This is a genomic window from Catenulispora acidiphila DSM 44928, from assembly GCF_000024025.1.
Taxonomy (GTDB): Bacteria; Actinomycetota; Actinomycetes; order Streptomycetales; family Catenulisporaceae; genus Catenulispora; species Catenulispora acidiphila.
On sequence record NC_013131.1, the window covers coordinates 5305045 to 5326846 of the forward strand.

General features: G+C 69.7%; 18 protein-coding genes. 9 read left to right on the forward strand and 9 right to left on the reverse strand.

Annotated features, from left to right (window positions below):
- Positions 1-2: 2 nt before the first annotated feature.
- Positions 3-932 carry a helix-turn-helix transcriptional regulator gene (locus CACI_RS23050; RefSeq protein WP_015793249.1) on the reverse strand — a complete coding sequence of 310 codons (930 nt, stop codon included), beginning with the start codon at positions 930-932 and terminating at the stop codon, positions 3-5.
- Between the two features lie 178 nt (positions 933-1110).
- Between CACI_RS23050 and CACI_RS23055 the strand changes: the two genes are divergently transcribed.
- Positions 1111-1896: an SDR family oxidoreductase gene (locus CACI_RS23055; protein WP_015793250.1), complete on the forward strand. Its 786-nt coding sequence runs from the start codon at positions 1111-1113 to the stop codon at positions 1894-1896.
- Between the two features lie 115 nt (positions 1897-2011).
- Here the strand turns inward: CACI_RS23055 and CACI_RS23060 are convergent, their stop codons facing one another.
- Entirely contained in the window at positions 2012-4342 is a 2331-nt protein-coding gene (locus CACI_RS23060) for an FUSC family protein (RefSeq protein WP_015793251.1), read from the reverse strand.
- Between the two features lie 58 nt (positions 4343-4400).
- A complete protein-coding gene (locus CACI_RS23065) occupies positions 4401-5264 on the reverse strand; it encodes a helix-turn-helix domain-containing protein (RefSeq protein ID WP_015793252.1) in 864 nt (287 codons plus the stop codon).
- A 139-nt stretch (positions 5265-5403) separates the two neighbouring features.
- Between CACI_RS23065 and CACI_RS23070 the strand changes: the two genes are divergently transcribed.
- From CACI_RS23070 to CACI_RS23085, 4 genes are read left to right on the forward strand one after another with little or no spacing between them, the layout of a single operon-like run.
- A complete protein-coding gene (locus CACI_RS23070) occupies positions 5404-6150 on the forward strand; it encodes an SDR family oxidoreductase (protein ID WP_015793253.1) in 747 nt (248 codons plus the stop codon).
- A 50-nt stretch (positions 6151-6200) separates the two neighbouring features.
- Complete coding sequence (locus tag CACI_RS23075; protein ID WP_015793254.1) at positions 6201-7127, forward strand: SDR family oxidoreductase; 927 nt, start codon at positions 6201-6203, stop codon at positions 7125-7127.
- A 23-nt stretch (positions 7128-7150) separates the two neighbouring features.
- Positions 7151-7381, forward strand: a complete 231-nt coding sequence (locus CACI_RS23080; RefSeq protein ID WP_015793255.1) for a tautomerase family protein — start codon at positions 7151-7153, stop codon at positions 7379-7381.
- Positions 7382-7422: 41 nt separating this feature from the next.
- Positions 7423-10725, forward strand: coding sequence for a BTAD domain-containing putative transcriptional regulator (locus tag CACI_RS23085; RefSeq protein ID WP_015793256.1), 3303 nt, complete (start codon positions 7423-7425; stop codon positions 10723-10725).
- A gap of 503 nt (positions 10726-11228) precedes the next feature.
- On the opposite strand, the gene deoC is transcribed toward CACI_RS23085, so the two are convergent.
- The gene (deoC, locus tag CACI_RS23090; protein ID WP_015793257.1) at positions 11229-11960 is read right to left on the reverse strand and encodes a deoxyribose-phosphate aldolase; all 732 of its coding nucleotides are present in this window, start codon (positions 11958-11960) and stop codon (positions 11229-11231) included.
- Positions 11961-12021: 61 nt separating this feature from the next.
- On the opposite strand from deoC, the gene CACI_RS23095 reads away from it, so the two are divergent.
- Positions 12022-12741, forward strand: a complete 720-nt coding sequence (locus tag CACI_RS23095) for a GntR family transcriptional regulator (protein ID WP_041540424.1) — start codon at positions 12022-12024, stop codon at positions 12739-12741.
- Between the two features lie 39 nt (positions 12742-12780).
- On the opposite strand, the gene CACI_RS23100 is transcribed toward CACI_RS23095, so the two are convergent.
- Positions 12781-13980 (reverse strand): Gfo/Idh/MocA family protein, encoded by a 1200-nt coding sequence (locus CACI_RS23100; RefSeq protein WP_015793259.1) that lies wholly within the window; start codon positions 13978-13980, stop codon positions 12781-12783.
- Between the two features lie 125 nt (positions 13981-14105).
- Between CACI_RS23100 and CACI_RS23105 the strand changes: the two genes are divergently transcribed.
- Positions 14106-15092, forward strand: a complete 987-nt coding sequence (locus CACI_RS23105; RefSeq protein ID WP_015793260.1) for a LacI family DNA-binding transcriptional regulator — start codon at positions 14106-14108, stop codon at positions 15090-15092.
- Here CACI_RS23105 and CACI_RS23110 read toward each other — a convergent pair.
- Positions 15079-16461 carry a condensation domain-containing protein gene (locus CACI_RS23110; RefSeq protein ID WP_143765358.1) on the reverse strand — a complete coding sequence of 461 codons (1383 nt, stop codon included), beginning with the start codon at positions 16459-16461 and terminating at the stop codon, positions 15079-15081. The genes CACI_RS23105 and CACI_RS23110 overlap by 14 nt on opposite strands.
- Before the next feature lie 400 nt (positions 16462-16861).
- On the opposite strand from CACI_RS23110, the gene rpmB reads away from it, so the two are divergent.
- Positions 16862-17083 carry a 50S ribosomal protein L28 gene (rpmB, locus tag CACI_RS23115; protein WP_015793262.1) on the forward strand — a complete coding sequence of 74 codons (222 nt, stop codon included), beginning with the start codon at positions 16862-16864 and terminating at the stop codon, positions 17081-17083.
- A 92-nt stretch (positions 17084-17175) separates the two neighbouring features.
- On the opposite strand, the gene CACI_RS23120 is transcribed toward rpmB, so the two are convergent.
- Positions 17176-18015: an NAD(P)H-binding protein gene (locus tag CACI_RS23120; RefSeq protein WP_015793263.1), complete on the reverse strand. Its 840-nt coding sequence runs from the start codon at positions 18013-18015 to the stop codon at positions 17176-17178.
- Between the two features lie 112 nt (positions 18016-18127).
- Between CACI_RS23120 and CACI_RS23125 the strand changes: the two genes are divergently transcribed.
- Positions 18128-18529 carry a winged helix-turn-helix transcriptional regulator gene (locus CACI_RS23125; RefSeq protein ID WP_015793264.1) on the forward strand — a complete coding sequence of 134 codons (402 nt, stop codon included), beginning with the start codon at positions 18128-18130 and terminating at the stop codon, positions 18527-18529.
- An 89-nt stretch (positions 18530-18618) separates the two neighbouring features.
- Here CACI_RS23125 and CACI_RS23130 read toward each other — a convergent pair whose 3' ends face one another.
- Both CACI_RS23130 and CACI_RS23135 read right to left on the reverse strand, forming a co-directional pair.
- Entirely contained in the window at positions 18619-19626 is a 1008-nt protein-coding gene (locus CACI_RS23130; protein ID WP_015793265.1) for a LacI family DNA-binding transcriptional regulator, read from the reverse strand.
- Positions 19627-19661: 35 nt separating this feature from the next.
- Positions 19662-21674 (reverse strand): beta-galactosidase, encoded by a 2013-nt coding sequence (locus CACI_RS23135; protein WP_083796116.1) that lies wholly within the window; start codon positions 21672-21674, stop codon positions 19662-19664.
- Between the last annotated feature and the right edge of the window lie 128 nt (positions 21675-21802).

Genomic DNA, 21802 nt, shown 5'->3' on the forward strand with positions numbered 1-21802 from the left:
GCTCAGTGCGGCTCGTGTGATGTGAAGTAGGACCCTGCGTCGGCGTGTCCATCCCCTTGCGGGCTGGGCACGCCGACTTCCGGCGCGGTCGCGGTCCAGCTCTCCAGCAACCGCAACCCCTGCGCGCTGACCGAACCCGGCTGAACCGTATACACGCACAACGTCTGCTCGGCATCGCCCGGAGTTTGGAACGACTCGTAGGAGAAGTGCAGCTCCCCGACGACCGGATGCCGGTAGTGCTTCTCCCCGTGGGTGCGCCGCAGCACCCGATGATCATTCCACCAGCCCGGGAACTCCGGGCAGGTGAGCATCAGCTCCCCGACCAGGTCCGCCAGAGCCCGGTCGTGCGGGTAGCGTCCGGCTTCGAAACGCAGCATCGCGACCGTCTCGGCGGCGATCTGCTCCCAGTCCCCGACCCGCTGCCGCGCCTGCGGATCCAGCAGGTAGTACCGGGCCATGTTGCGCTGCGTCGCCGGCATCACTTCGAAATCGGTGATGACCGCCCGGGCCAGCCGGTTCGCGGCCAGCACATCGGTGCGGCGGCCCAAAATGAACGCCGGAACATGATCGAGGGTCTCCAGCATCAGATACAGCCCCGGACGGACCCGCTGAACCCGCGTCGGCGCGCGCCGAGTGGCCGCACCCGAACCAGGAGCCGATGCCAGCAGGTCGGTCAGGTGCTCGCGTTCGGTGTCGTCGAGCCGCAGCGCCCGGGCGATCGCCGCGACCACCTCGGCCGAGGGGTTGCCGGCACGTCCCTGTTCCAGCCGCGTGTAGTACTCGCTGCTGACGCCGGCCAGCCGCGCCACCTCGTCGCGCCGCAGCCCCGGGACGCGGCGGACCCGGCCGTCGAAAGGCAGCCCGGCCTGCTCGGGGGTGATTCCGGCGCGCCGTGAGCGCAGGAACCCGGCGATTTCCTTGACGCGGTCCATGTCTTAAGTGTGGTCCACGCCCGCGCCGCCGCGCCGCCGCAAAGTAGCCCTGCCAGTACCTGCCTGAGCAGGGACAGTTATCGCGCCCCCGACGCCTTCGGCCTCTGGTGTGCTGGATGTGAGCCGAGAAAGCTCGGCCGCTACACCCCTCACCTGCCCCTTAAGAAGGTTCGCACCCATGTCCACGAACACCGTGAACACCATTTCAGGCCCGCTGACCGGTCGCGTCGCCGTCATCACCGGAGCCTCCAGCGGCATCGGCGAGGCCACCGCGCTGGAGCTGGCCGCACTCGGGGCGCGCGTGGTCGTACTGGCCCGCCGTGCCGAACGGCTCGCAGACCTGGTCGCCCGCATCGAAAAAGATGGCGGCACGGCGCTGGCCATCGCCGCCGACGTCACCGACCCGGCCGGGCTGCAGGCCGCCGCGGCGCGGGTTCAGCGCGAGTTCGGCGGCGCGGACCTGGTGATGAACAACGCCGGGGTGATGCTGCCGGCGCCGGTCGAGGAGCTGGCCACCGACCAGTGGCAGCACCAGATCGACCTGAACATCAGCGGTGTGATGAACGTGATCGCCGCGTTCACCCCGCAGCTGGTGGCCTCCGCCGCCCAGCGGGGCGTGGCGGACCTGATCAACACCTCCTCGATCGCGGCACAGAACATCTTCCCCGGCTTCGCCGTCTACTGCGGCACCAAGGCCTACGTCACGCACCTGTCGCGGCAGCTGCGCGCGGAGTTGGGCGCCAAGAAGGTGCGGGTCGCGGCGATCGAGCCGGGCATCGTCGGCACGGAGCTCCAGTCCCACGTCACCGACGCCGGCGCCCTGCAGTGGCTGGCCGGGGCGAAGGAGGCGATGGAATTCCTGACACCGGCCGACGTCGCCCAGACCGTCGGCTTCCTGGCCGCTCTGCCGCCGCGGGTCAACCTGCAGCAGGTCACGATCATGCCGACAGGCCAGCCGAGCTGAAATCCTCCGCCGGAGGTTCGGCCCGCACTCTGAAGCAGAGCGCGGGCCGAACCTCCAATGGGTGAGGCCGGCCGAAACCAGCAGCCGCGCCATCCTGCGCTGCCGCCGGTAGCGCTCAGTGCAGCACTGCCACCTTGGCGGCCGCGGCCAACCCCGGCTGCAGCCGCCGCGCCACATCCACATGGTCACCGGTCCAGATCACCCGCACCGCCGTGGCAGTGGCCTGACCGTCCTGATCGACCAGATCGGTCCGCACCGAATCCACCAGCCGCGCCGCCGAATCCGGCAGCAGCGGCACCGGCGCCGGAATCGGACTGCGCCCGCCAAGGCTGTCCGCCAAACCGCGATACCAGCCGGTGACGCTGTCCGCCGCCTCCAAGATCGCATTGTGCGCGGCGATCTGATCAGAGCTCATCCGGCTGCGCCCGACGTTCCGCCACAACGCCACCACCGAATCCGCAGCCAACCGCAACCCGACCACACCAGTCACCAGCGTCGTCGTGTCAGCCAACGACAACGGCTTCGCACCGCGCTCAGCCAGATAAGTGCGATAAGCATCATCCAGCCGCCGCGCCGAAGCAGCAGCTTCACGGTTCTGCGCCGCAACCGGCTCAGCAGCCGGCGGCGCCGAAGAGCTCGCCGCGTCACAATGCCCCAGCGCGTAGGCGACAGCACCGGACAGATACCGCGCCGCATCGGTGTAAGCCTTCGCCAAAGCCTTGTCCACCGCGGCGGCAGCACCACGCGGCCAGAAGAACAACGCCACCACGATGCTCACACCGCAGCCCAACGCGATGTCCTGAATCCGCAGCAGCACAATGTGCCAGTCCGGGTTCTGCCCGATGTTGAACAAAATCACCAGCGTCACCGTGAACGCCGCCTGCCCCGCCGTGAACGAGATCGCCGCCGGCGCGATCCCCGCGATCAGAATCGCCACCGGCAGCAGCACCCACAAAACAGTGCCGTGATGCCCGATCAGCTGCAGCAACCCGGCACCGATGATCGACCCCAAGACCGTGCCCAGCACGGCGCGCGCCGCGTTCTGCCCGGTGTTCAGCGCGTTGGACCGCAGCACCGACAACGTGCCGAGCAGCACCCAGAAGGAGTGCTGCACGCTGGTCACATCCGCCAGCAGCACCGCGATACCCAACCCGACCGCGCCGCGCAGGCTGTTGTGCAGCCACACCGAGTTCCAGCCCAGATGCGCCGAAGCACGCTCCCGCGCCGAAGCCAACGGCTTGGTCAGCGCGCCGGGCTCGCGGCCCAGAAGCCGGTCAGGCCAGCTGCGCTGGTAGGCCTGCGCGGCCAACTCCACGTTCCCGGCGATCTGCGCGACCGCGAAACCCAGCTCCAGTGCGCGGAAGGAGAAGTCGAGCGTGGAGATGAACGTGTATATCTCCGCGGGGCTGTCACCGACCGGCTGATCCACCGGCAGCCGCGCGGTGGAACTGGCCTCCATCGCCGACAGCGCACTCTGCAACTCGGTCACAGACTTCTGCAGCGGCGCCACATCACCGCCCATGCCGGTGAGCAGCTCCGCGGCACGTTCCAGAACATCAGCGGCAGCCAGGCGCGCGGTACGGGCCGCCGGGTCACACGCCGGCGGCTGCTCGTCGTAGTCGGGCCGGTCGGTCAGGATCGTCACCAGCCACGTCAACTCATCCACCAGCCGCACCAGCGTCCGCGACGACGTCGACAACCCCGTCGGCCGGTACGGCGTCGCATCGAACATCCGGCGCAGGTCGGCGTTGGCGGCAGTGGTCTCATCAGCGGCGATCTGACACGCGCCGAGATTGAACGCCCGCCGGCTGCCAGTGGCGACAGCATCGGCACGAAGCAGCGCCGCGGCAGCACGACACACCCGGGCAGCCGGTCCGCTCAACGGATCCGCCGCAGGACGCGGCCACAACAGAACCACCGCGGGCAACGCCGCGGCAGCGGCGAGACCGGCACCGGCCAACCGGTCCGGCAGCTGCGACAACGGCGCCGGAGTAGCCACCGGCAACACGAACGCCAACAACAGCGCCGTCGCGCTGCCGGCCAGCACCGAGCTGACCACCCCGGAGAACAACACCAGGAACGCCACCGCCACCGTCGCGGCCACCGAAAGCCAGGTGACGCGCGCGACCACCGTCCCGACGCAGATCAACACCGCCCAGGACACAGCCAGCGCGAACTGCGCACGCAACCGCTGGATCAACGTGCCGCTGTAGTCCACCAGCAGCAGCATCGAGAACGACCCGAACGCCGCGAAACTGGCCATCGTCGGCGAATGCAGCAGCTGCGTGCACACCGCGAACAACAGCGGCATCACCACCGCCGTCCGCGCCGCACGACGCGTCGCAGCCAGCGCCGGATCATGCGAACGCAACCATCCGACCAGCGCCGACCTGCGCCGTTCCACCAGGCCCGACCTGCGCTGTTCCACTAAGCCCGCTGACGACATTCACACCTCCGGTGAGCACGTCGGCGGGGCCCCGCGCCACACCGCGCTCAATTGTGTATCACCGCGGCGCCCTTTGGCCCGGCTCGGCGGCGAGATCTTGCGTACCGAGAACCGACAACAACTCCAGCTTCTCCATCGCGTCGGTACCAGGCACCGGACTGAACCACAACAGCCGCTGACTGCCGTCCTCAGTGAGCAGATTCAGACAGTTGACGTCGATGACCCCCAGCGCCGGATGCACGATGCGCTTGGTGTCCATCCGGCGCACCGCCACATCGTGCCGACTCCACAACGCCGCGAACTCCGGACTGTCCCGCAGCAGCTCGGCGACCATGCCGTTGGCGTCCTCATCACCCTTGCCGCGCCGCGCCACCGCCGCCCGCAGATCCGCCACGAACGTCTCAGCGTGCCGCGCGTGATCCTCCGGCGGATACAGCGCACGAGCAGACGGATCGGTGAACCACCGGTACACGAACCCGGCACGCACCCCCACCCCCGACGGCGCCGGACCCAACAACGCCTCAGCCAGCCGGTTCTGCACCAACACCACATGCATGTCGGTGATCACCCGCGCCGGCGTGCCGACCAAACGGTCCAGCAGATCCAACATCCCCGGACTCACATGCGCCGCACCCCCGCCGGCCGGCGGAACCGGACGCCCCGCCAGCTGATACAGGTGATCCCGCTCATCCCGGGACAACCGCAACGCCCGCGCGATCGCCGCCAACATCTGCTCCGAAGGCTGCGCACCCCCGCGCTCCAACTCGATGTAGTAGTCGACCGACGCCCCCGCCAGCTGCGCCACCTCATCGCGCCGCAGCCCAGGGACCCGCCGCCGCGGCCCGGTCGGCAACCCGACATCACGCGGACGGATCCGGTCGCGCCGGGATTTCAGAAAGCCACCGAGTTCAGACAGATCCACCCTCCCAGTCTGGATCACCACCCCGCCGCGAGCCAGGGGGTGCCGACCCCTGGGTAAACGGCATCTGGCTAGCCGAGCCGCAAGGGCGCACCGTTGATGACGGCACCAAGAAGTGAGCAACAGAGCAACGGAGCACACCATGACCACGACCACACCAAACCCTCGCGTCGCCATCGTCACCGGCGCCTCACGCGGCATCGGCCGCGCCGTCGCCGGACAGCTCGCCGCCGACGGATACAGCGTCGTCCTGGGCTACGCCGGCCGCGCCGACCTCGCCGAACAAGCCGTCGCCGAGATCCAAGCCGCCGGCGGACACGCCAGCGCCATCCAGGCCGACGTCGCCGACGAAACCGCCGTCGCCGCCATGTTCGACCACGCCGAGCAGCAGTACGGCGGCATCGACGCCGTCGTCAACGCCGCCGGACAGATGAAACTGTCCACCGTCGCCGACCTCGACCTGAACGACCTCGACGCCATGCACCGCACCAACATCCGCGGCGCCTTCGTCGTCGCCCAGCAAGCCGCACGCCGCCTGCGCCCCGGCGGCGCCCTGGTCATGTTCTCCACCTCGGTGATGGGCACCAAATTCCCCACCTACGCCGGATACACCGCCAGCAAAGGCGCCGTGGAGGCCATGACCCTCATCCTGGCCCGCGAACTGCGCGGACGAGACGTCACCGTCAACGCCGTCGCCCCCGGACCCACCGCCACCGACATGTTCCTCGACGGCAAGGACGAGCAGCTCATCGCCAACCTCGCCGCCCAGAACCCGCTCGAGCGGCTCGGCAAGCCCGAAGACATCGCCCACGTCGTGGCGTTCCTGACCAGCGCGGAAGGCCACTGGGTCAACGGACAGGTGCTGCGCGCCAACGGCGGAATGGTCTGAGCCGAACGCTGAGCCGAACGCAGCGAATTAAAAGAGACAAAGAGACAATCATGAGCCAGCCCACTCACCACACAGCTCCGACCGCCGACGTCATCGTCGTCACCGGCGCCTCCTCCGGCTTCGGAAACCTCGCAGCACGCGCCCTGGCCCGCGCCGGACACACCGTCTACGCCGGAATGCGCGCCACCGACGGACGCAACGCGGCGCGCGTCGCCGAACTGGCACAGCTGTCCGCCGACGAAGGCCTCGACGTACGCGGCATCGAGATGGACGTCCAAGACCAGGCATCCGTCGACGCCGCCATCGCCCGCATCGCCGAGGAACAAGGCCGACTGGACGTCGTCGTGCACAACGCCGGACACATGGTGCTCGGACCCGCCGAAGCGTTCACCCCCGAACAACTCGCCGAGCTGTACGACATCAACGTGCTCAGCACCCAGCGCGTCAACCGCGCCGCACTGCCGCTGATGCGCCGCGCCGGCTCCGGACTGCTGGTATGGGTCGCCAGCTCCAGCACCCGCGGCGGACACCCGCCGTTCCTGGCACCGTACTTCGCCGCCAAAGCCGGCATGGACGCACTCGCCGAAAGCTACGCCGCCGAAGTCATCCGCTACGGCATCGACACCGTCATCATCGTCCCCGGCGCCTACCCCAGCGGCACCAACCACTTCGCCCACGCCGGCCAGCCCGCCGACCCCGACCGCGCCGCCGAATACGACGCCGCCTACGGCGAACTGCGCGACCAGATGGCCGACCGCCTCACCGCCCTTTTCCCCGCCGGCCGCACCGTCGACGAAGTCGCCGACGCCATCGTCGAGGCCGTAGCCCTCCCCGCCGGACAACGGCCCTTCCGCATCCACATCGACCCCAGCCGCGACGGCAGCGACGTGGTGTCCACCGTCAGCGACCGCATCCGCGCCGAGTTCTACCACCGCATCGGCATCGCCGACCTGCTCACCGACCACGCCAGCCGCTGACACACAAAGAAAGAAACCCGACCATGCCCTTCGCGAACTTCAAAGTCCCCGCCGGCACCCTGAACCAGACCCAGAAAGCCACCATCGTCCACCGCACCACCGAGCTGTACGTCGAGATCTACGGCGAACGCGCCCGCGGCGGCACGATGGTCCTCGTCGAAGAAGTCGCCGACGGCGGCTGGGGCATCGGCGACCACGTCCTGACACTCGCACAGCTGACGGAGCCGTCGGAGCCGTCGGAGCCGGCAAGCTAGTGCTCGTCCGCGGCTGATCCGCATACGCCACACTGGACCCCGTGCAGCTCGACGTCCTGATCCTCGGTCCGCTCCAGGCACGCGCCGACGGCGCACCGATCCCGATCGGCGGCGCCCGGCTGCGCACCCTGCTGACCAGACTCGCCCTCGACGCCGACCGCACCGTCCCGGCAGCCGCACTCATCGACGCCCTCTGGAACCACCAACCACCCGACGGCGCCGCCAACGCCCTGCAATCGCTCATCTCCCGGCTCCGCCGCGCCCTCGGCGACCCCGACCTCGTCCAAGGCACCCCCGGCGGCTACCGACTCGCCATCGACCCCCAAGCCGTCGACGCCCACCGCTTCGAAACCCTCGCCCGCCAAGGCAGACTCGCCGGCGACCCCACCACCGCCCGCCACCTCCTGCGCCAAGCCCTCGCCCTCTGGCGCGGACCCGCCCTCGCCGACACCGCCGACGCCGGCTTCGCCACCGCACCCGCCGCACGCCTCGACGAACTACGCCTCACCGCCCAATGCGACCGCCTCACCGCCGAACTCCACCTCGGCATGCACACCGACGCAATCCCCGAACTCGAAGCCCTCACCACCGAACACCCACTGCGCGAAAACATCACCGCCCTACTCGTCAAAGCCCTCTACGCAGCAGGCAGACAAGCCGAAGCACTCGCCGCCTACGAACACACCCGCACGGCGCTCGCCGACCAACTCGGCATCGACCCCTCCGAACAGCTGGCCACCGTACACCTCGCAGTACTGCGCAACGACCCGCTGCTGACTCCGGCGAACACCGCAGTGCCAACGCCCAGCTCTGCCGAACAGCGACGCACCAACCTGCGGGCCCGCCTGAACAGCTTCGTCGGCCGCGAAGAAGAAGTCGCCCGCATCGGCACGATGCTCGCCACCTCCCGACTGGTCACCCTCGTCGGACCCGGCGGCGCCGGCAAAACGCGCCTCGCCGGCGAAGCCGCGACACGGCTGCCCGAAGACATCGACGTGGCCGACGGCGTCTGGCTCGTCGAACTCGCCCCGGTCACCGACCCCGCCGAACTGCCGCAAGCGATCCTCACCGCACTCGGACACCGCGAAATGCGCGTCCTGCGCAACGAAGCACAAGCCGGGCCGGCGCGCGACGCCCTGACCCGCGTCGCCGAAGGACTCGCCGGACAGCACCTGGTCATCGTGCTCGACAACTGCGAACACCTCGTCGACGCCGCCGCGCACGCCGCCGAACACCTGCTGCAGCACGTGCCCGGCCTGCGGATCGTCGCCACCAGCCGCGAACCGCTGGGCATCGGCGGGGAGAACCTGTTCCCCGTGCTGTCGCTGGCACAACCCGCCGACCCGGACCAACTCGCCGCCGCCGAGCAGGCGCTGGCGTTCCCGGCGGTGCGGCTGTTCGCCGACCGCGCCGGCGCCGTGCGCCCCGGCTTCAGCGTCGAGGACGAGAACGTCGCGGACGTCGTGAAGATCTGCCGCCGCCTGGACGGGCTGCCGCTGGCGATCGAGCTGGCCGCCGCGCGTCTTCGCACCCTGCCGCTGCACGCTGTCGCCTCGCGTCTCGACGACCGGTTCCGGCTGCTCACCGGCGGCAGCCGCACCGCCATGCCGCGGCACCAGACGCTGCGCGCGGTCGTCGCCTGGAGCTGGGAGCTGCTGTCGGAGCAGGAGCGGGACCTGGCCGAGCGGCTGTCGGTGTTCCCCGGCGGCATCACCGCCGAATCAGCCGCCGCGGTGCATCCCGCCACCGCCGCCGACATCGACGACCTGTTGTTCGCGCTTGTCGACAAGTCGCTTCTGCAACCGGTCGAGCCGGACGTCGCGCGCCCCGGCCACACAGACGATGTCGGCCACACAGACGAAGCCCTCGACACCCCGCCGCGCTGGCGCATGCTGGAGACCCTGCGCGAATACGGCATCGAACGACTCGCCGAGGCCGGCACCGTCACCGACGTCCGCCGCGCCCACGCCCGCTACTTCCTCGACCTCGCCGAAGAAGCCGAGCCCCACCTGCGCCGCCGCGAACAACTGCGCTGGCTGGCGCGCCTGGACGCCGACAGCGACAACATCCTCGCCGCCCTCCGCTTCGCCGCCGACATCGGCGACGCCGACACCGCGATCCGGCTCGCCGCGTCCCTGGCCTGGTACTGGTCCATCGTCGGCCAGACCATCGAGGGCCGAGCCTGGCTGGACCTGGCCCTGGCGGTCCCGGGCGAATCCCCGCCCGAAGCCCACGCGGTCGTCAAGATCCTGCACGCGCTCGGCGGACTGTTCAGCGCGCAGGACTGGACCAACCTCTCGGACATCACCAACGCCCTGGCCTCCGTCATCGACGACGCCAACGCCGCCCACGACAACCCGCTGCTGGCCATCGCCGCCTGCACCATCCCGATCATCACCGACGACCTCGAAGGCGTCTACGCCGCCGTCGCGGTCCACGAGTACCACCCCGACCCCTGGGTCGGCGGAATGCTCCACCTCATGCGCGGCATGGCCGCCGAGAACGGCGGCGACCTCATCACCCAGCGCCACGACCTGGAACTGGCCCGCGACCGCTTCGCGCAGATCGGCGAACGCTGGGGTCTGTCGGCGACCCTGGCAGCCCTCGCCACCATGGCCATGGCCGACGGCGACCTGCCAACAGCCATGCGCATGCAGGACGAAGCCCTGGGCCTGCTCCGAGAAATCAACGCAGCCGACGACGCCGCACAGGTACAGATGATGCGCGCCTTCGCCCTCGCCCGCACCGGCGCACTGGACGAAGCCCAAACACTGATGACGTCGATCCTGGACTCAGGCCGGCGCACCCGCTCGCACCCCTCGATCCTGATGGCGTACGTAGGACTAGCCGACATCGCCCGCCAAAAAGGCGAACCCGAAGCCGCATGGGGCTACCTCCAAGCCTCCGACGACATCATCCGCAACCACTGGCACGGACCACCCCAGCTCCTAGCGATGCGCGAAGTCGCCGCGGCCCTCCTCCACCTCCTCGCCACCGACCCCGACGCCACCAAGAAGGCACACGCCAGACTCCAAGAGGCATACCGCCTCGGCTCCGCCGCCCACGACATGCCAGTCCTCAGCCGCATCGCCATAGTCGTCGCCTGCTACACCAACGCCACCGGCGACCCGGCATCCGCCGCACGAGCCCTGGGCACCGCAGTATCCCTCCGCGGCGGCATCGACCGAGGCGACCCAGACCGCGCCGCCGTCACCGACAGCGTCCGAGAGCAACTCGGCGAGGCGAAGTACGAGGCCGAATTCGCCGTGGGGCACGCTTTTACGCGGCTGGAGGGGTTGGCGTTCCTCGGGGAATGCTTGGGGATTGAGGCTGCGGGAGCGTGACCATGTGGGTGGACCGGCAGCACCCTGCGGATCGGCCCCAGTAGCGCCTCGCGGATGTTGCCGTGCGGGGTCCGGCGGCGGCCGGCGCTGAAGCGGGGCAGCCGTAGGATTCGCTGGAATCAGCACACGCCGACGCCGCGCACGACGAGTCGCTGCTCGCTGATCTGCTGCGCAGCGAAGCGCCAGCGCGGCCTCAAGCTCGGCGCGCCGGCCGCAGCCAACGCTGCGCCGACTTTTGTCTCGCTCGATCCCGGCGGACTGCGGCGGCTACGTGGCACCTGCGGCCGCGTCCAGCCTGCCGACGAGGGACTTCTCGCTCGATCCCGGCGGACTGCGGCAACCGCCGATCCACACCCAGGCGGTGTTCAAGAGCGCCACTCCCCCGCTCATCCTGAATCGACCGCTGTTCTTTTAGGAGAGTGCCGCCGGAGGCGGCTCGTTATTGGTTGTGTGAAGTGAGTCGTGAGCTGAGATATGGAAAGAAGTTTGGGGCCTGTTATCTGTTAGATAGTCGAGGTGCGCCGACGCTCTTCCAGGTCGTCGAGGATTGTCGCGGTGGCTGTCGCGCCGAAGCGGGTGGCTCCCAGACGGTTCAGTTCCAGCAGGGCGTCCAGTGTGCGCACGCCGCCTGCGGCCTTGACCTGTACCGCGGCCGAGACGGTCTGGCGCATCAGGGCGATATCGGCGGCTGTCGCTCCCCCAGCGGCGAAGCCTGTGCTGGTTTTGACGAACGCCGCGCCGGCCGCCTCAGCCGCCTGATAGCCCGCGACCTTCTCCTGCTGGGTCAGGTATGTGTTCTCGAAGATGACCTTCACCGGGCGACCTGCCGCCGCCTGCACTACTGCAGCGATCTCGTCCCGCGTGAAGGCGGTGTCGCCAGCGCGCAGGCGACCGATGTCGATGACCATGTCGATCTCCTCGGCGCCCTGGGCGACGAGCTCGGCGGTCTCGAAGACCTTCGTCGCCGTGGTGCTGCTGCCGTGGGGGAAGGCGACGACCGTGCCGATGGCGACCGTCGTGCCGTGCAGTACGCCGCCAGACACCACCGCGGCGACGTCGGCGGGGCGTACGCACACGGAGGCCACGTTGTGCTCGCGCGCTATGAGCAGGCCTGCCTGGATGTCGGCGGGGGTGAGTTCGGGGCGCAGGAGGGAGTGGTCGATCATCTTCGCCACCTCGTCGCGGGTGGGGAGCGGGCCGGTCCAGCGTGGGACGTCTATCGAGGCCACGGACATGTCGTCCTCCTAAAGGCGGTGTGGCGTTGTGAGCTGTCTAGACAGCATATACAATTCTTGTATGGCCGCATCCCAACCGTTGTACGAGCGCATCGAGAAGCAGCTGCGCCGCCGTCTGGCCACCGCCGCCGACGGCGATCCGTTCCCCTCCGAGCCGCGGCTGGCGGAGGAGTTCGGCGTTTCGCGGATGACGGTGCGCGCCGCCCTGGCCGGGCTGGAGCGCGACGGCTTGGTCGAGCGCGTGCCCGGCCGGGGCAGCTTCGTGCGCAAGGGCGCGGCGCATCGCCCCGTCGGCATCCTGCTGAGCTTCCACGACCAAGCGCTGGCCGAGGGCAAGACCCCGCGCTCGCGCGTGCTTCACGCCGAGCTGCGTGAAGCCTCCTCGCAGGAGACCGCCGCTTTGTACGGCTTCGAGAGCGAGCACGCCGCATCAGTGGTCGCCATCAGCCGCGTCCGCCTCTTCGACGACCTCCCGATCGCCGTCGAGCACGCCGTCTTCCCCGCCGCCCTCAGCGCCCTGCTGGCCACCGACCTGGAAACCGGCTCGCTCCACAACGCCCTGCGCCGCCTCGGACGCACTCCGACCCTCGGCTCCTCGGTCCTCACCGCCCGCACCGCCGGCGACGATGCCCAGGAACTCGGCGTCACCCCGACCACCCCGATGCTCGTCGAGACCCGCTCCATCGTCGACCAGGACGGGAGCCCGCTGGAATACACCGTCAGCTCCTACGTCGCTGACCGCTACGCGCTCAAGGTCGACTTCGACGTGTCGCAGTCCTGAGCGACCCGCGAGGCGAATCAGAGCCAGGGCCCATCGAAACTAGAGCCCCGGCGCCTCGCCGAAGTCCGGAATCGCCAGCCGCGCTCCGCCTTGCAACGCCGACTCGTGCGCGACGATCCCCGGCAGCGTGTACCGCGCCGCGACCCACGCGTTCACCGGCGGCGGCGCTCCGGTCGTCACCGCCGTCACGAAGTCGTCGGCCAGGAAGTGGTGGCTGCCCTCGTGGCCGTTGGCGGCGTGCGCGAACTCCTCCGGCAGCCGGCTGCGGTCGTGCACCGGCGCCGAGCCGGAGGTGAACGCGTCGCGCAGGGCCGGCGCGATGTGCTGGAGCGAGGGGTCGTCCGGCGGCAGGGTGGGCTTGGGCTGCAGGTGCTCGCTGATGTCGGTGACGCCGTCGCGGTCCTGCCACAGACTCACCGTGGCGAGCTGCTCCAGGCTCCCCTGCGTGCCGAAGAACCGGAAGCGCGACTCGCGCAGGCGCGAGGGGTAGCCGACGCGGCGGAACTCGTTGGTGCGGAAGCTGCCGCCGCCGGCTGCCTCGAACAGGGCGGTGGCGTTCGAGAAGTCGTTGGCGAACATGCTCACCTCCTTGTCGAAGACTCCGTCGCCGCGGTCGTCGACGACGCCGATCGCCGACACGCTCACCGCGTGCGTCTGCCACGCGCCGAGGATGCCGCCGAGGGCGTGGGTCGGGTACAGCAGCGGCGGGTAGCTCGCGGTCGCCTTCCAGTTCTCGCCGCCGCTGTACTTGTAGGCGTCGTAGAACCCGAGGTCCATGTCGTGCACGTAGTCGCCCTCGGCGTAGAAGAGCCTGCCGAAGGCGTCCTTGGCGACCAGGTCGCGGGCATGGACGGTCGCCGGGTTGTAGTGGCTGGTCTCGCCCATCATGTAGGTCAGGCCGGTGCGGCGGACCTCGTCGATGATGTCGGAGATCTCCTCGCGCGTCACCGCCATCGGCACCGCTGAGTAGACGTGCTTGCCCGCGCGCAGCGCCTGGAGCACCAGCGGACCGTGCGTCCAGCGCTGCGTGAAGATGCCGACCGCGTCGACATCGGAGTCGAGCATCGCCTCGAAGGACGGATACGTCCCTGCCAGCCCGTGTTCGCTCGCGACGCGCTCAGCGCGCTCAGCCAGCAGATCGGTGACGAAGATGTCGCCGACGCCCGGATGGAGCTGCCACAGCTTGGCGAAATGGCCGGAGAACTGTCCGGCGCCGACGATGCCGAGGGAAAACGTCACGGGGGTCTCCTCGATGAGGTTCTGCAAGCGACTGCAATCGTTCCCGCAAATGTAGCGAGCGATATGAAGATCCGCCAGAGCCTTCCTGCTTGCCGGTTCTGAGAACGATTGGTTAGGCTCGGCGCATGGCGGTGACGATCAACGAGGTGGCCAAGGCGGTCGGCGTCTCGACGTCCACCGTCTCGCGGGCGTTCACCGCTCCGGACCAGGTACGTCCCGAAACGCGCGAGCGGGTCCTGGAGGTCTCCGCCGAGCTCGGCTACGTCCCCAACCCCTCAGCGCGCTCGCTGCGCGCCGGCGCCACGGCGACGCTCGGCATGATCATCCCGGACCTCGCCAACCCCTTCTATCCGCCGATCTTCAAAGCCCTGCAACAGCGGGCCCGCCATCTCGGCTACACCACGCTGGTCGCAGACTGCGACGACCGGGAGAGCGCGGAGTTGGACGCCATCGCGGCGATCGCCAACCGCGTGGACGGGCTGCTGCTGTTCGCCTCGGCGCTGCCGGAGGAGCGGTTGCGCGCCATCGCCGCTCAGACGCCGCTGGTCCTGGTCAACCGCGACGTGCCGGGGATCAGCAGCCTGCGTATCGACCTCACCGCCGGCGTCCGGCAGGCCGGCGAACTGCTCTACGCTCTCGGGCACCGCCGCTGCGCGCTGATCGACGCCAGCCGTCCTGGATACGAGCGCGACAAGCTGTTCGCGGAGATCTTCCGCGGTCTGGGGCTCACGGTCGTCGAGCTGGGACCGTACGAGCCGCGGTTCGAGTCCGGCGTGCATGCCGCGACGCTCGTGGCCACCGGCGGCGCGACCGCCGTGCTGGCGCACAACGACCTGGTGGCGCTCGGCGCGTTGCAGCAGTTCACCGCGCTGGGGGTGCGAGTGCCGGCGGACGTGAGCCTGGTAGGCATCGACGACACGCTGCTCGCCTCGGTGTGCACGCCGGCGCTGACCAGCGTGCGCATCGATCCCGAGGAGCTGGCCGCGGCCGCCGCGGAGCTGCTGCTCGAGGCGGTCACCGGGCGCGGCGACTCCCCCAGGCAGGTCGTGATCGGGACACGCCTGGTCTCGCGCGCGTCCACCGGACCCGCGCCGGCGCCTACGAACCGGTAGTGGAAAGCGTCGCGTTCGCGGCGATCCCGGACGGACAGGCGGGGTCGAACGCCGCGGCGACGAGGATCCGCTCCATCTCCCGGACGATCACCTCCTGCTCCTCCGGCGTCACCTTCTCGGTGTCCACGCGCAGCATCAGGTTGAGGGTGTCCGGGACGGGGTTGAGCTCCATGAACGTCTGCGCGTCCGGGACGTCGGTGTGCGGTCCCCAGGTCAGCGTCGTCAGCGGCAGCGCGGCCTCGATCTCCTCCGGCGTCGGGAGCGGTCCGGGGCGCGGCGCGCCGAATTCGCGGCGCAGGTCGTTGAAGTAGCACAGGAGGTCCACCTCCTCGCCCCGCTCGGCGGCCACGCGCGCGAACATCGCCAGCAGGTCGCGCGGATCGAAGTAGGCGTACTTGCCGGCCTTCAGCTGGCTGCGCCAGGCTCGCTGGGCGACGGTGTCGAAGTCCGTGTCGGCGACGTCGACCACGCACAGACACGACGCGAGCAGCGGGGTGACCGACTCCCGCAGACCGGGGCGGAAGCGGTTGCTGATGAACGTCCGGATGGCGCTGGTGCTCTTGCCGGAGACCTTCGCCAGCCCCACCGCGTAGGCGCCGAGCACGATGGACCCGGTGTTCGCGCCGGTGCGCGCGGCGATCGAAGTCGCGGCAAGGTGGCAGGCCTTGGAGTCCAGGGTGACGTCCGACCACTGCGGGTCGCGGGGCTCGTATTCGCTGTCGAAGCGGCGCCCCGGCACCAGCCGCACCATCTTCTCCCAGTAGTCGACCGAGGCCGCGCTCTGCCGCAGCGCGGTGGCGCCCTGCTGCTGCCGCGCCAGCTCGAAGGGCTGCATGCCCTCGCGCGGCGCCAGGTGCGCACCGGTGTCCCGATCCAGGTTCCGCAGGTCGCCCACCAGCGCCTCGAACCCAAGCCCGTCGATCGCGATGTGCGGATACATCGCGGCGAAGTACACCGGGACACCGGCTCGCCGCAGCACGGCCATCTTGACCGGCCAGTCGGCGGTGACGTCGAAGGGCCCATGCTCGTACCCGGACCGCACCGCCTCCGCCGCCTCAGCGGGATCCTCGTCCAGGCCGATGTCGACGATGTCCAGGGCGACCTCGCCGGAGGAGTAGAGCACCTGGACCGGCTCGCCGTCCTCCCGGAACCGGTAGCGCGTCCGCAACGACTGGTTCCGCTCCACGATGAAAGCCAACAGGTTGACGATGTGCTCGACGGTCGTGCCCTCCTCCAGGGGCACAGTCCCGCCGATCATCACCGCCTCCCCCGCGAGCTGCATCATGCGCATGATGTTGCGCTGGCCCCACGTCAGTTCGGACTCGCCCGACCCGTCCCCCGAGAACGGCACCAGAATCCGGTCTCCCACCAGCTCACCATCGATTCTCTGAGATTCCCGCCAGCCCCATCGCGGACGGTTTTCATCGTCCGACAGAGCGGGTTGGGACGTCAATACCCGCTGATGTCAGGGGTCTGGTGATTCATCTCAGCTGAGACGGCTCTCGCGACACGACCCCTTCCACGCAGCCCGTAAACCGCTTGAACACGCTGCGGCACCGCCGTTACGGTCAGCCGTATGTTCTAAAGGCGGCCCAGGTCGAGACACTTCATCAGGCAGGCGACAGCAGTCGATCCCCGACGCTGCGCACTGAGGCCTGCCCGTCTCCCATGCCGCCGACCACCGCTTCCGCAGCGGCGCTTCCCCCTTCCCCATCGACGTCGCGATGGGCGGTCGGCATGCCATCGCGAACTTTTCGAGGAGAATCCCGATGTCACAACGCTGCGATGTCTGCGGCAAGGAGCCCAGCTTCGGCAACCAGGTCGCCCGACTGGGGCACAACGCCCAGCGGCGCCGGGTGCTCGGGCGCTCGGCACGGATGTTCCGTCCGAACATCCAGCCCGTGCGGGCAACCGTCGACGGCCGGCCCGTCAAGCTCAAGGTCTGCACAGCGTGTCTGAAAGCCGGAAAGGTCCAACGCCGCACTTCCTAGCACTCCGCCGGCACGCAACAGTGGCCGCAGGCGCGGGTCCTGTTGCGTGCCTACATGCTCGCGGCATGAAGGTCATGAGGCCTGTTATCTGCCTACCGGAAAGCCTCGACGTTGCGCGCAGCCCAGTCGGCGAAGGAGCGCGGCGCGCGTCCCAGCACTCGCTCGACGTCCGGGCTGATCCGTACCTCGCCGACGTTCGGGGAGCCGATGATGTCGAGGGTGTCGTCGGCCAGCTCGGGTGGCATCACCTGGCTCATGCCCGCCTTGGCCTCCTCGCGGGTCAGCTCGTGGAAGCGGACCGGCGTGCCGAGCGCTGCCGCGATTGCCTCGGTCTGCTGGCGCGGCGTGATGACCTCCGGTCCGGTGAGCTCGTATATGCCGCCGGCGTGCCGGTCGTCGACCAGGCATGCCGCCGCGACGTCGGCGATGTCCGTCGGGTCGAGGATCGGTAGGCCGATGTCGCCGAAGGGGGCAGCGACAAGCTGTTGCGTACGGACTGATTCGGCCCACCACAAGGCATTGGAGGCGAAGCCGCCGGGTCGCAGGATCGCCCAGTCCAGGCCCGACTCGCGCAGTCCGTCCTCCAAGCCGCGCATCGCGATGCGCGTCTCGTCGAAGGGCCGGGTCACCACGCCTTGCGTCGAGAGCAGAACGACACGCCGGACTCCGGCGCGCGCCGCCGTGTCGATGACGGCGGCAGGGTTCGCCCCGGCGGCCTGCAGATCGCCGGAGAGCAGCACGAACATCGCCTTCGCTCCGCTCAGTGCGGGCTCGAGACTGGCGGGTTCTGACAAATCGGCGATTACGTGCCGCACGCCGTCCGGTACCGCTGCGGTGTGCCGCGACACCGCCGTCACCTTCTCCCCCGCCGCTGCGAGTGCCTGCGTCAGCGGTCGGCCCACGTTTCCGGTCGCTCCGGTCACCACGATCATGGAAAGCTCCTTTGTGCGATTCACTGCTCCGCACTGCCGTTGAGTGCGTGATCGCAACGGTAGGAGACTGGCTAACTTTTGATAAGGACGTACCTGAAGGTAAGCTCATGACGTGATCGAAGGCGAGCAGCTCACCCAGACCGATGCCGGGGCACGCTATGACGTGTTTCACACCGACTGCGCCGCGCGCGCCGTGGTCGACCACGTCACCAGCAGGTGGGGTGTCTGGGTGCTGATCGCCCTGCAGAAACACGACCTGCGCTTCTTCGAGCTGCGCGAAAGCATCGAGGGCATCAGCGAGAAGATGCTGGCGCAGTCCCTGCGCGCCCTGGTCCAGGACGGCCTGGTCTGGCGGCACGTCGAACCGGCGACGCCGCCCCAGGTCACCTACGGGCTCACCGACTTCGGCCGGGACGTCGGCGAGCCTTTGGCCGAACTGTTCTGCCGGATCACCCGGCGGTCGCCGGCGGACAGCCCCGCCGAGCGCCGGCTGGCCCTGACGAGCACCGACTAACTGCGACGAGCGCCGACCAGCCGTGATGAGCTCCGACTAGCGCCGACTAGCTCCACCAACGAGTCCCAACGAGCCCCGCCGAGCACCGACTAACGCCCCGGCGCCGGCGCCGTGCTCTCCCGCACCGACAGCGTCGGCGGCAGCAGCGTCACGCCCGAGTTCCCGGCGTCCGGTCCCAGCAGCATCTCCACCGCCTGCCGCCCGAGTTCCTGGGCGGGTACCGGAATCGTCGTCAGGCGCGGCGAGGTCTGCACCGCCACCGGCTCGTCCGGGCCGATCGCCACGATCGACACCTCCTCCGGGACCGTGCGTCCCGACGAGCGCAGCAGTCCCAGCAGCGGCGCGATCATCGCCTCGTTCTGCACGACCAGCCCGGTGGTGTCCGGCCGGTCCTCGAAGATGCGCGCCAGCACGCCGGCCGCGCCCTCGAACGAGGCGTCGCAGGGCCGGTGGACGGCCCGCAGCCCGCGCGTCTGGCACCGCTCCTGGAACCCGGCGAGGGTGCGCTCGGCGAAGCCGGTGTGGCGGCGGTAGACGCCCTCGCTCTGGCCGATGAACGCGATCTCGTGGTGGCCGAGGTCCGCCAGGTGGTCGGCGGCGGTCGCGCCGGCGGCGGCGAAGTCCAGGTCCACGCAGGACAGCCCGGCCGGGTCGGCGGGCAGGCCGATCAGCGAGGCGCGGGTGCCGTGGCGGCGCAGGACCTCCACCCGCTCGTCCTCCAGCTCCACGTCCATCAGGATCACGCCGTCGGCCAGGCCGCTGCCGGCCACCCGGCGCACGCCCTCGGGTCCCTCGTCGTTGGTGATCAGCAGCACGTCGTGCCCGTACTGCCGGGCGGTGGTGGTGACCGCGATCGCGATCTGCATCATCACCGGCACGTACAGGTCGGTGCGCAGCGGCACGACCAGCGCCACGATGTGCGACTTGCTGCTGGCCAGCGCCCGCGCGCCGGCGTTGGGGTGGTAGCCCAGCGCGTCGATCGCCGCCTGCACGCGCACGCGCGTGGAGTCCGAGATGGAGCGCTTGCCGCTGAGAACATAGGAGACCGTGCTCGGCGAGACTCCCGCGTGCTTCGCCACTTCGGCGAGTGTCGCCATCCTGGTCACCTGGTCCTTCGGATCGGTCATGCCTGTCATTGTGGACTGTCTTGCCGGTGCTCCGGGGCACTGGCGCGGAGGAGAACAAGAAGGACACCGTAGCCGGGCAGTTCGGTGTCGGAGACCTCCGCGCTGCCGCGGATCACCACCGCTTCGGCGTTGTGGTTGAGCAGCACGAGCGTGTCGCCGCGTCGGACCGCCTCGACGCCGCGCGGCAGTCCGGCGACCACCGGTTCGACGCCGGATTGGCGTGCCGCCTCAGCGAGGATCCGGTCCAGTCCGTCGGCGCAGGGCTGGACGGCGACGTACCAAGCTGTGCCGGAACCGTGCGCGTTGCGCGTCACCGCGGCTCGGCCGTCCTTCAGAGCGGCGATGACCTGCGCGCCGCGCGGATGCGCCAGCTCGGTCCAGTCCAGGGCGTCGAAGTCGCCGAGGTCGGCGGACTGGCAGAGCTCTGTCTCGCCCTCGTCCAGCGGATGGAACTCCTCGACGAACACTCCCAGCGCCTCGCGCAGCGCAGCGGCCTGATACCCGCCGGGGTGCAGGCGCGTGGTCTGGTCGACGGTTCCGGTCAGGTAGCCGGCGACCAGGCATCCGCCGTCGGCGGCGTAGCGCGCGAGGTGTTCGGCGTCGGCCGTGGACAGGACGTGCAGCGCCGGCGCCAGCACGAGGGGGTAGCCGCTCAGGTCGTCGCTGACCCGCACGAAGTCGACGGCGATGTTCTGCCGCCACAGCGAGGCGTGCCACTGCTTCACTATCCGCTGGTAGTCCACGCGTTCTGAGGGCTTGCCGCGCCAGCTCAGCGCCCACCGGCTCGGCCAGTCCAGGATGATCGCGGCGCGCGCCGTCACGGTCGTGCCGATCAGGGCCTTGAGTCCGTCGTCCTCGGCGAGTTCGCGGCCGTGGTCGGTGACTTCGCGGAAGGTGCGGGTGTCGGGACCGGCGTTCGGCAGCATTCCGGCGTGGAAGCGTTCGGCGCCGGAGGCGGCTTGGCGCCATTGGAAGAACAGGGAGGCGTCGGCGCCGCGCGCGATGGCCTGCAAGGAGTACAGGCGCATCTGACCGGGGCGCTTGTGCTTGTTGACCTGCCGCCAGTTCACCTCGGACGGCGACTGCTCCATGAGGACCCACGGCTGGCCGCCGGACAGGGAGCGCGCGAGGTCGGCGGCGTAGGCGTGATCGGCGCCGGCCTCTGCGCCGAGCGCGGGGTCGGGGTAGGAGTCGACGGAGGCGAAGTCGAAGCGTCCGCGCAGGTCCCACTGGTCGATGGCGGCGTAATCGGGGATCAGGTTGGTGGTGATCGGCAGCGCTGGGTTGTGGCGGCGCAGGATCGCCGCTTCGGCGTCGAAGCAGGCGAGGAGGGCGTCGGACAGGTAGCGGCTGTAGTCCAGGACCTGCGCGGGGTTGAGCATGTAGGGGGCGGCGCGCGGCGGCTTGATCTCGGCCCAGCCGCCGTAGTGCTGGCTCCAGAAGGCGGTGCCCCAGGCCTGGTTCAGCGCTTCGAGCCCCGCGTCGCCGTCGCCGTAGCGCTCGCGGAGCCAGCTGCGGAAGCCGAATTCGCAGTTGCGGCACCAGCACCACGGGCCCGGCTCGTTGCCGACGTGCCACATCGTCACGGCGGGGTGGTGCGCGTAGCGGGCTGCCAGGTCCTCGACGATGGCGTCGGCGCGCTCGCGGTAGACCGGCGAGGAGGGGCAGTACTGGTTGCGGGAACCGTAGCCGTGGACGACGCCGTCGGCCATCACCGGCAGGGTGTCGCGGTACAGGTGGCCGAGCCAGGGCGGCGGGGAGGCGGTCGGGGTCGCGAGGATCGCGCCGAGGCCGTTGGCGTGCACCAGGTCCAGGACGCGGTCCAGCCAGGCGAAGTCGCGCTCGCCGGGGCGCGGTTCGTAGCGGGCCCAGGAGAAGACGCCGACGGTCACGGTGTTCACCCCGGCCTGGCGCATCAAGGCCATGTCCTCGGCCCACACGTCCTCGGGCCATTGCTCGGGGTTGTAGTCGCCGCCGTACAGGAGCCGGCCGCGCGTAGCGTCGTTCAGGTGTGGCACCGAGAGGGCCTTCCGGGTCCGGGACGTCATCGAAGCGCTTCGATGTCCGAAGGTACGGCAGGGGCAGACGACGGCACAAGGCCGGGTCGGAGATCGCTTTCCCCTTGACACCGGCGACTCGGATGGAA

Excerpts from the sequence above, each read along its gene's own strand:
- CACI_RS23095 (WP_041540424.1), top strand. The coding sequence starts at position 12,022 with ATGGCCGCATCCCAACCGTTGTACGAGCGCATCGAGAAGCAGCTGCGC.
- CACI_RS23080 (WP_015793255.1), top strand. The coding sequence starts at position 7,151 with ATGCCCTTCGCGAACTTCAAAGTCCCCGCCGGCACCCTGAACCAGACC.
- CACI_RS23105 (WP_015793260.1), top strand. The coding sequence starts at position 14,106 with ATGGCGGTGACGATCAACGAGGTGGCCAAGGCGGTCGGCGTCTCGACG.
- CACI_RS23050 (WP_015793249.1), bottom strand. The coding sequence starts at position 932 with ATGGACCGCGTCAAGGAAATCGCCGGGTTCCTGCGCTCACGGCGCGCC.
- CACI_RS23130 (WP_015793265.1), bottom strand. The coding sequence starts at position 19,626 with ATGGCGACACTCGCCGAAGTGGCGAAGCACGCGGGAGTCTCGCCGAGC.
- deoC (WP_015793257.1), bottom strand. The coding sequence starts at position 11,960 with ATGTCCGTGGCCTCGATAGACGTCCCACGCTGGACCGGCCCGCTCCCC.
- CACI_RS23055 (WP_015793250.1), top strand. The coding sequence starts at position 1,111 with ATGTCCACGAACACCGTGAACACCATTTCAGGCCCGCTGACCGGTCGC.
- rpmB (WP_015793262.1), top strand. The coding sequence starts at position 16,862 with ATGTCACAACGCTGCGATGTCTGCGGCAAGGAGCCCAGCTTCGGCAAC.
- CACI_RS23120 (WP_015793263.1), bottom strand. The coding sequence starts at position 18,015 with ATGATCGTGGTGACCGGAGCGACCGGAAACGTGGGCCGACCGCTGACG.
- CACI_RS23075 (WP_015793254.1), top strand. The coding sequence starts at position 6,201 with ATGAGCCAGCCCACTCACCACACAGCTCCGACCGCCGACGTCATCGTC.
- CACI_RS23070 (WP_015793253.1), top strand. The coding sequence starts at position 5,404 with ATGACCACGACCACACCAAACCCTCGCGTCGCCATCGTCACCGGCGCC.
- CACI_RS23060 (WP_015793251.1), bottom strand. The coding sequence starts at position 4,342 with ATGTCGTCAGCGGGCTTAGTGGAACAGCGCAGGTCGGGCCTGGTGGAA.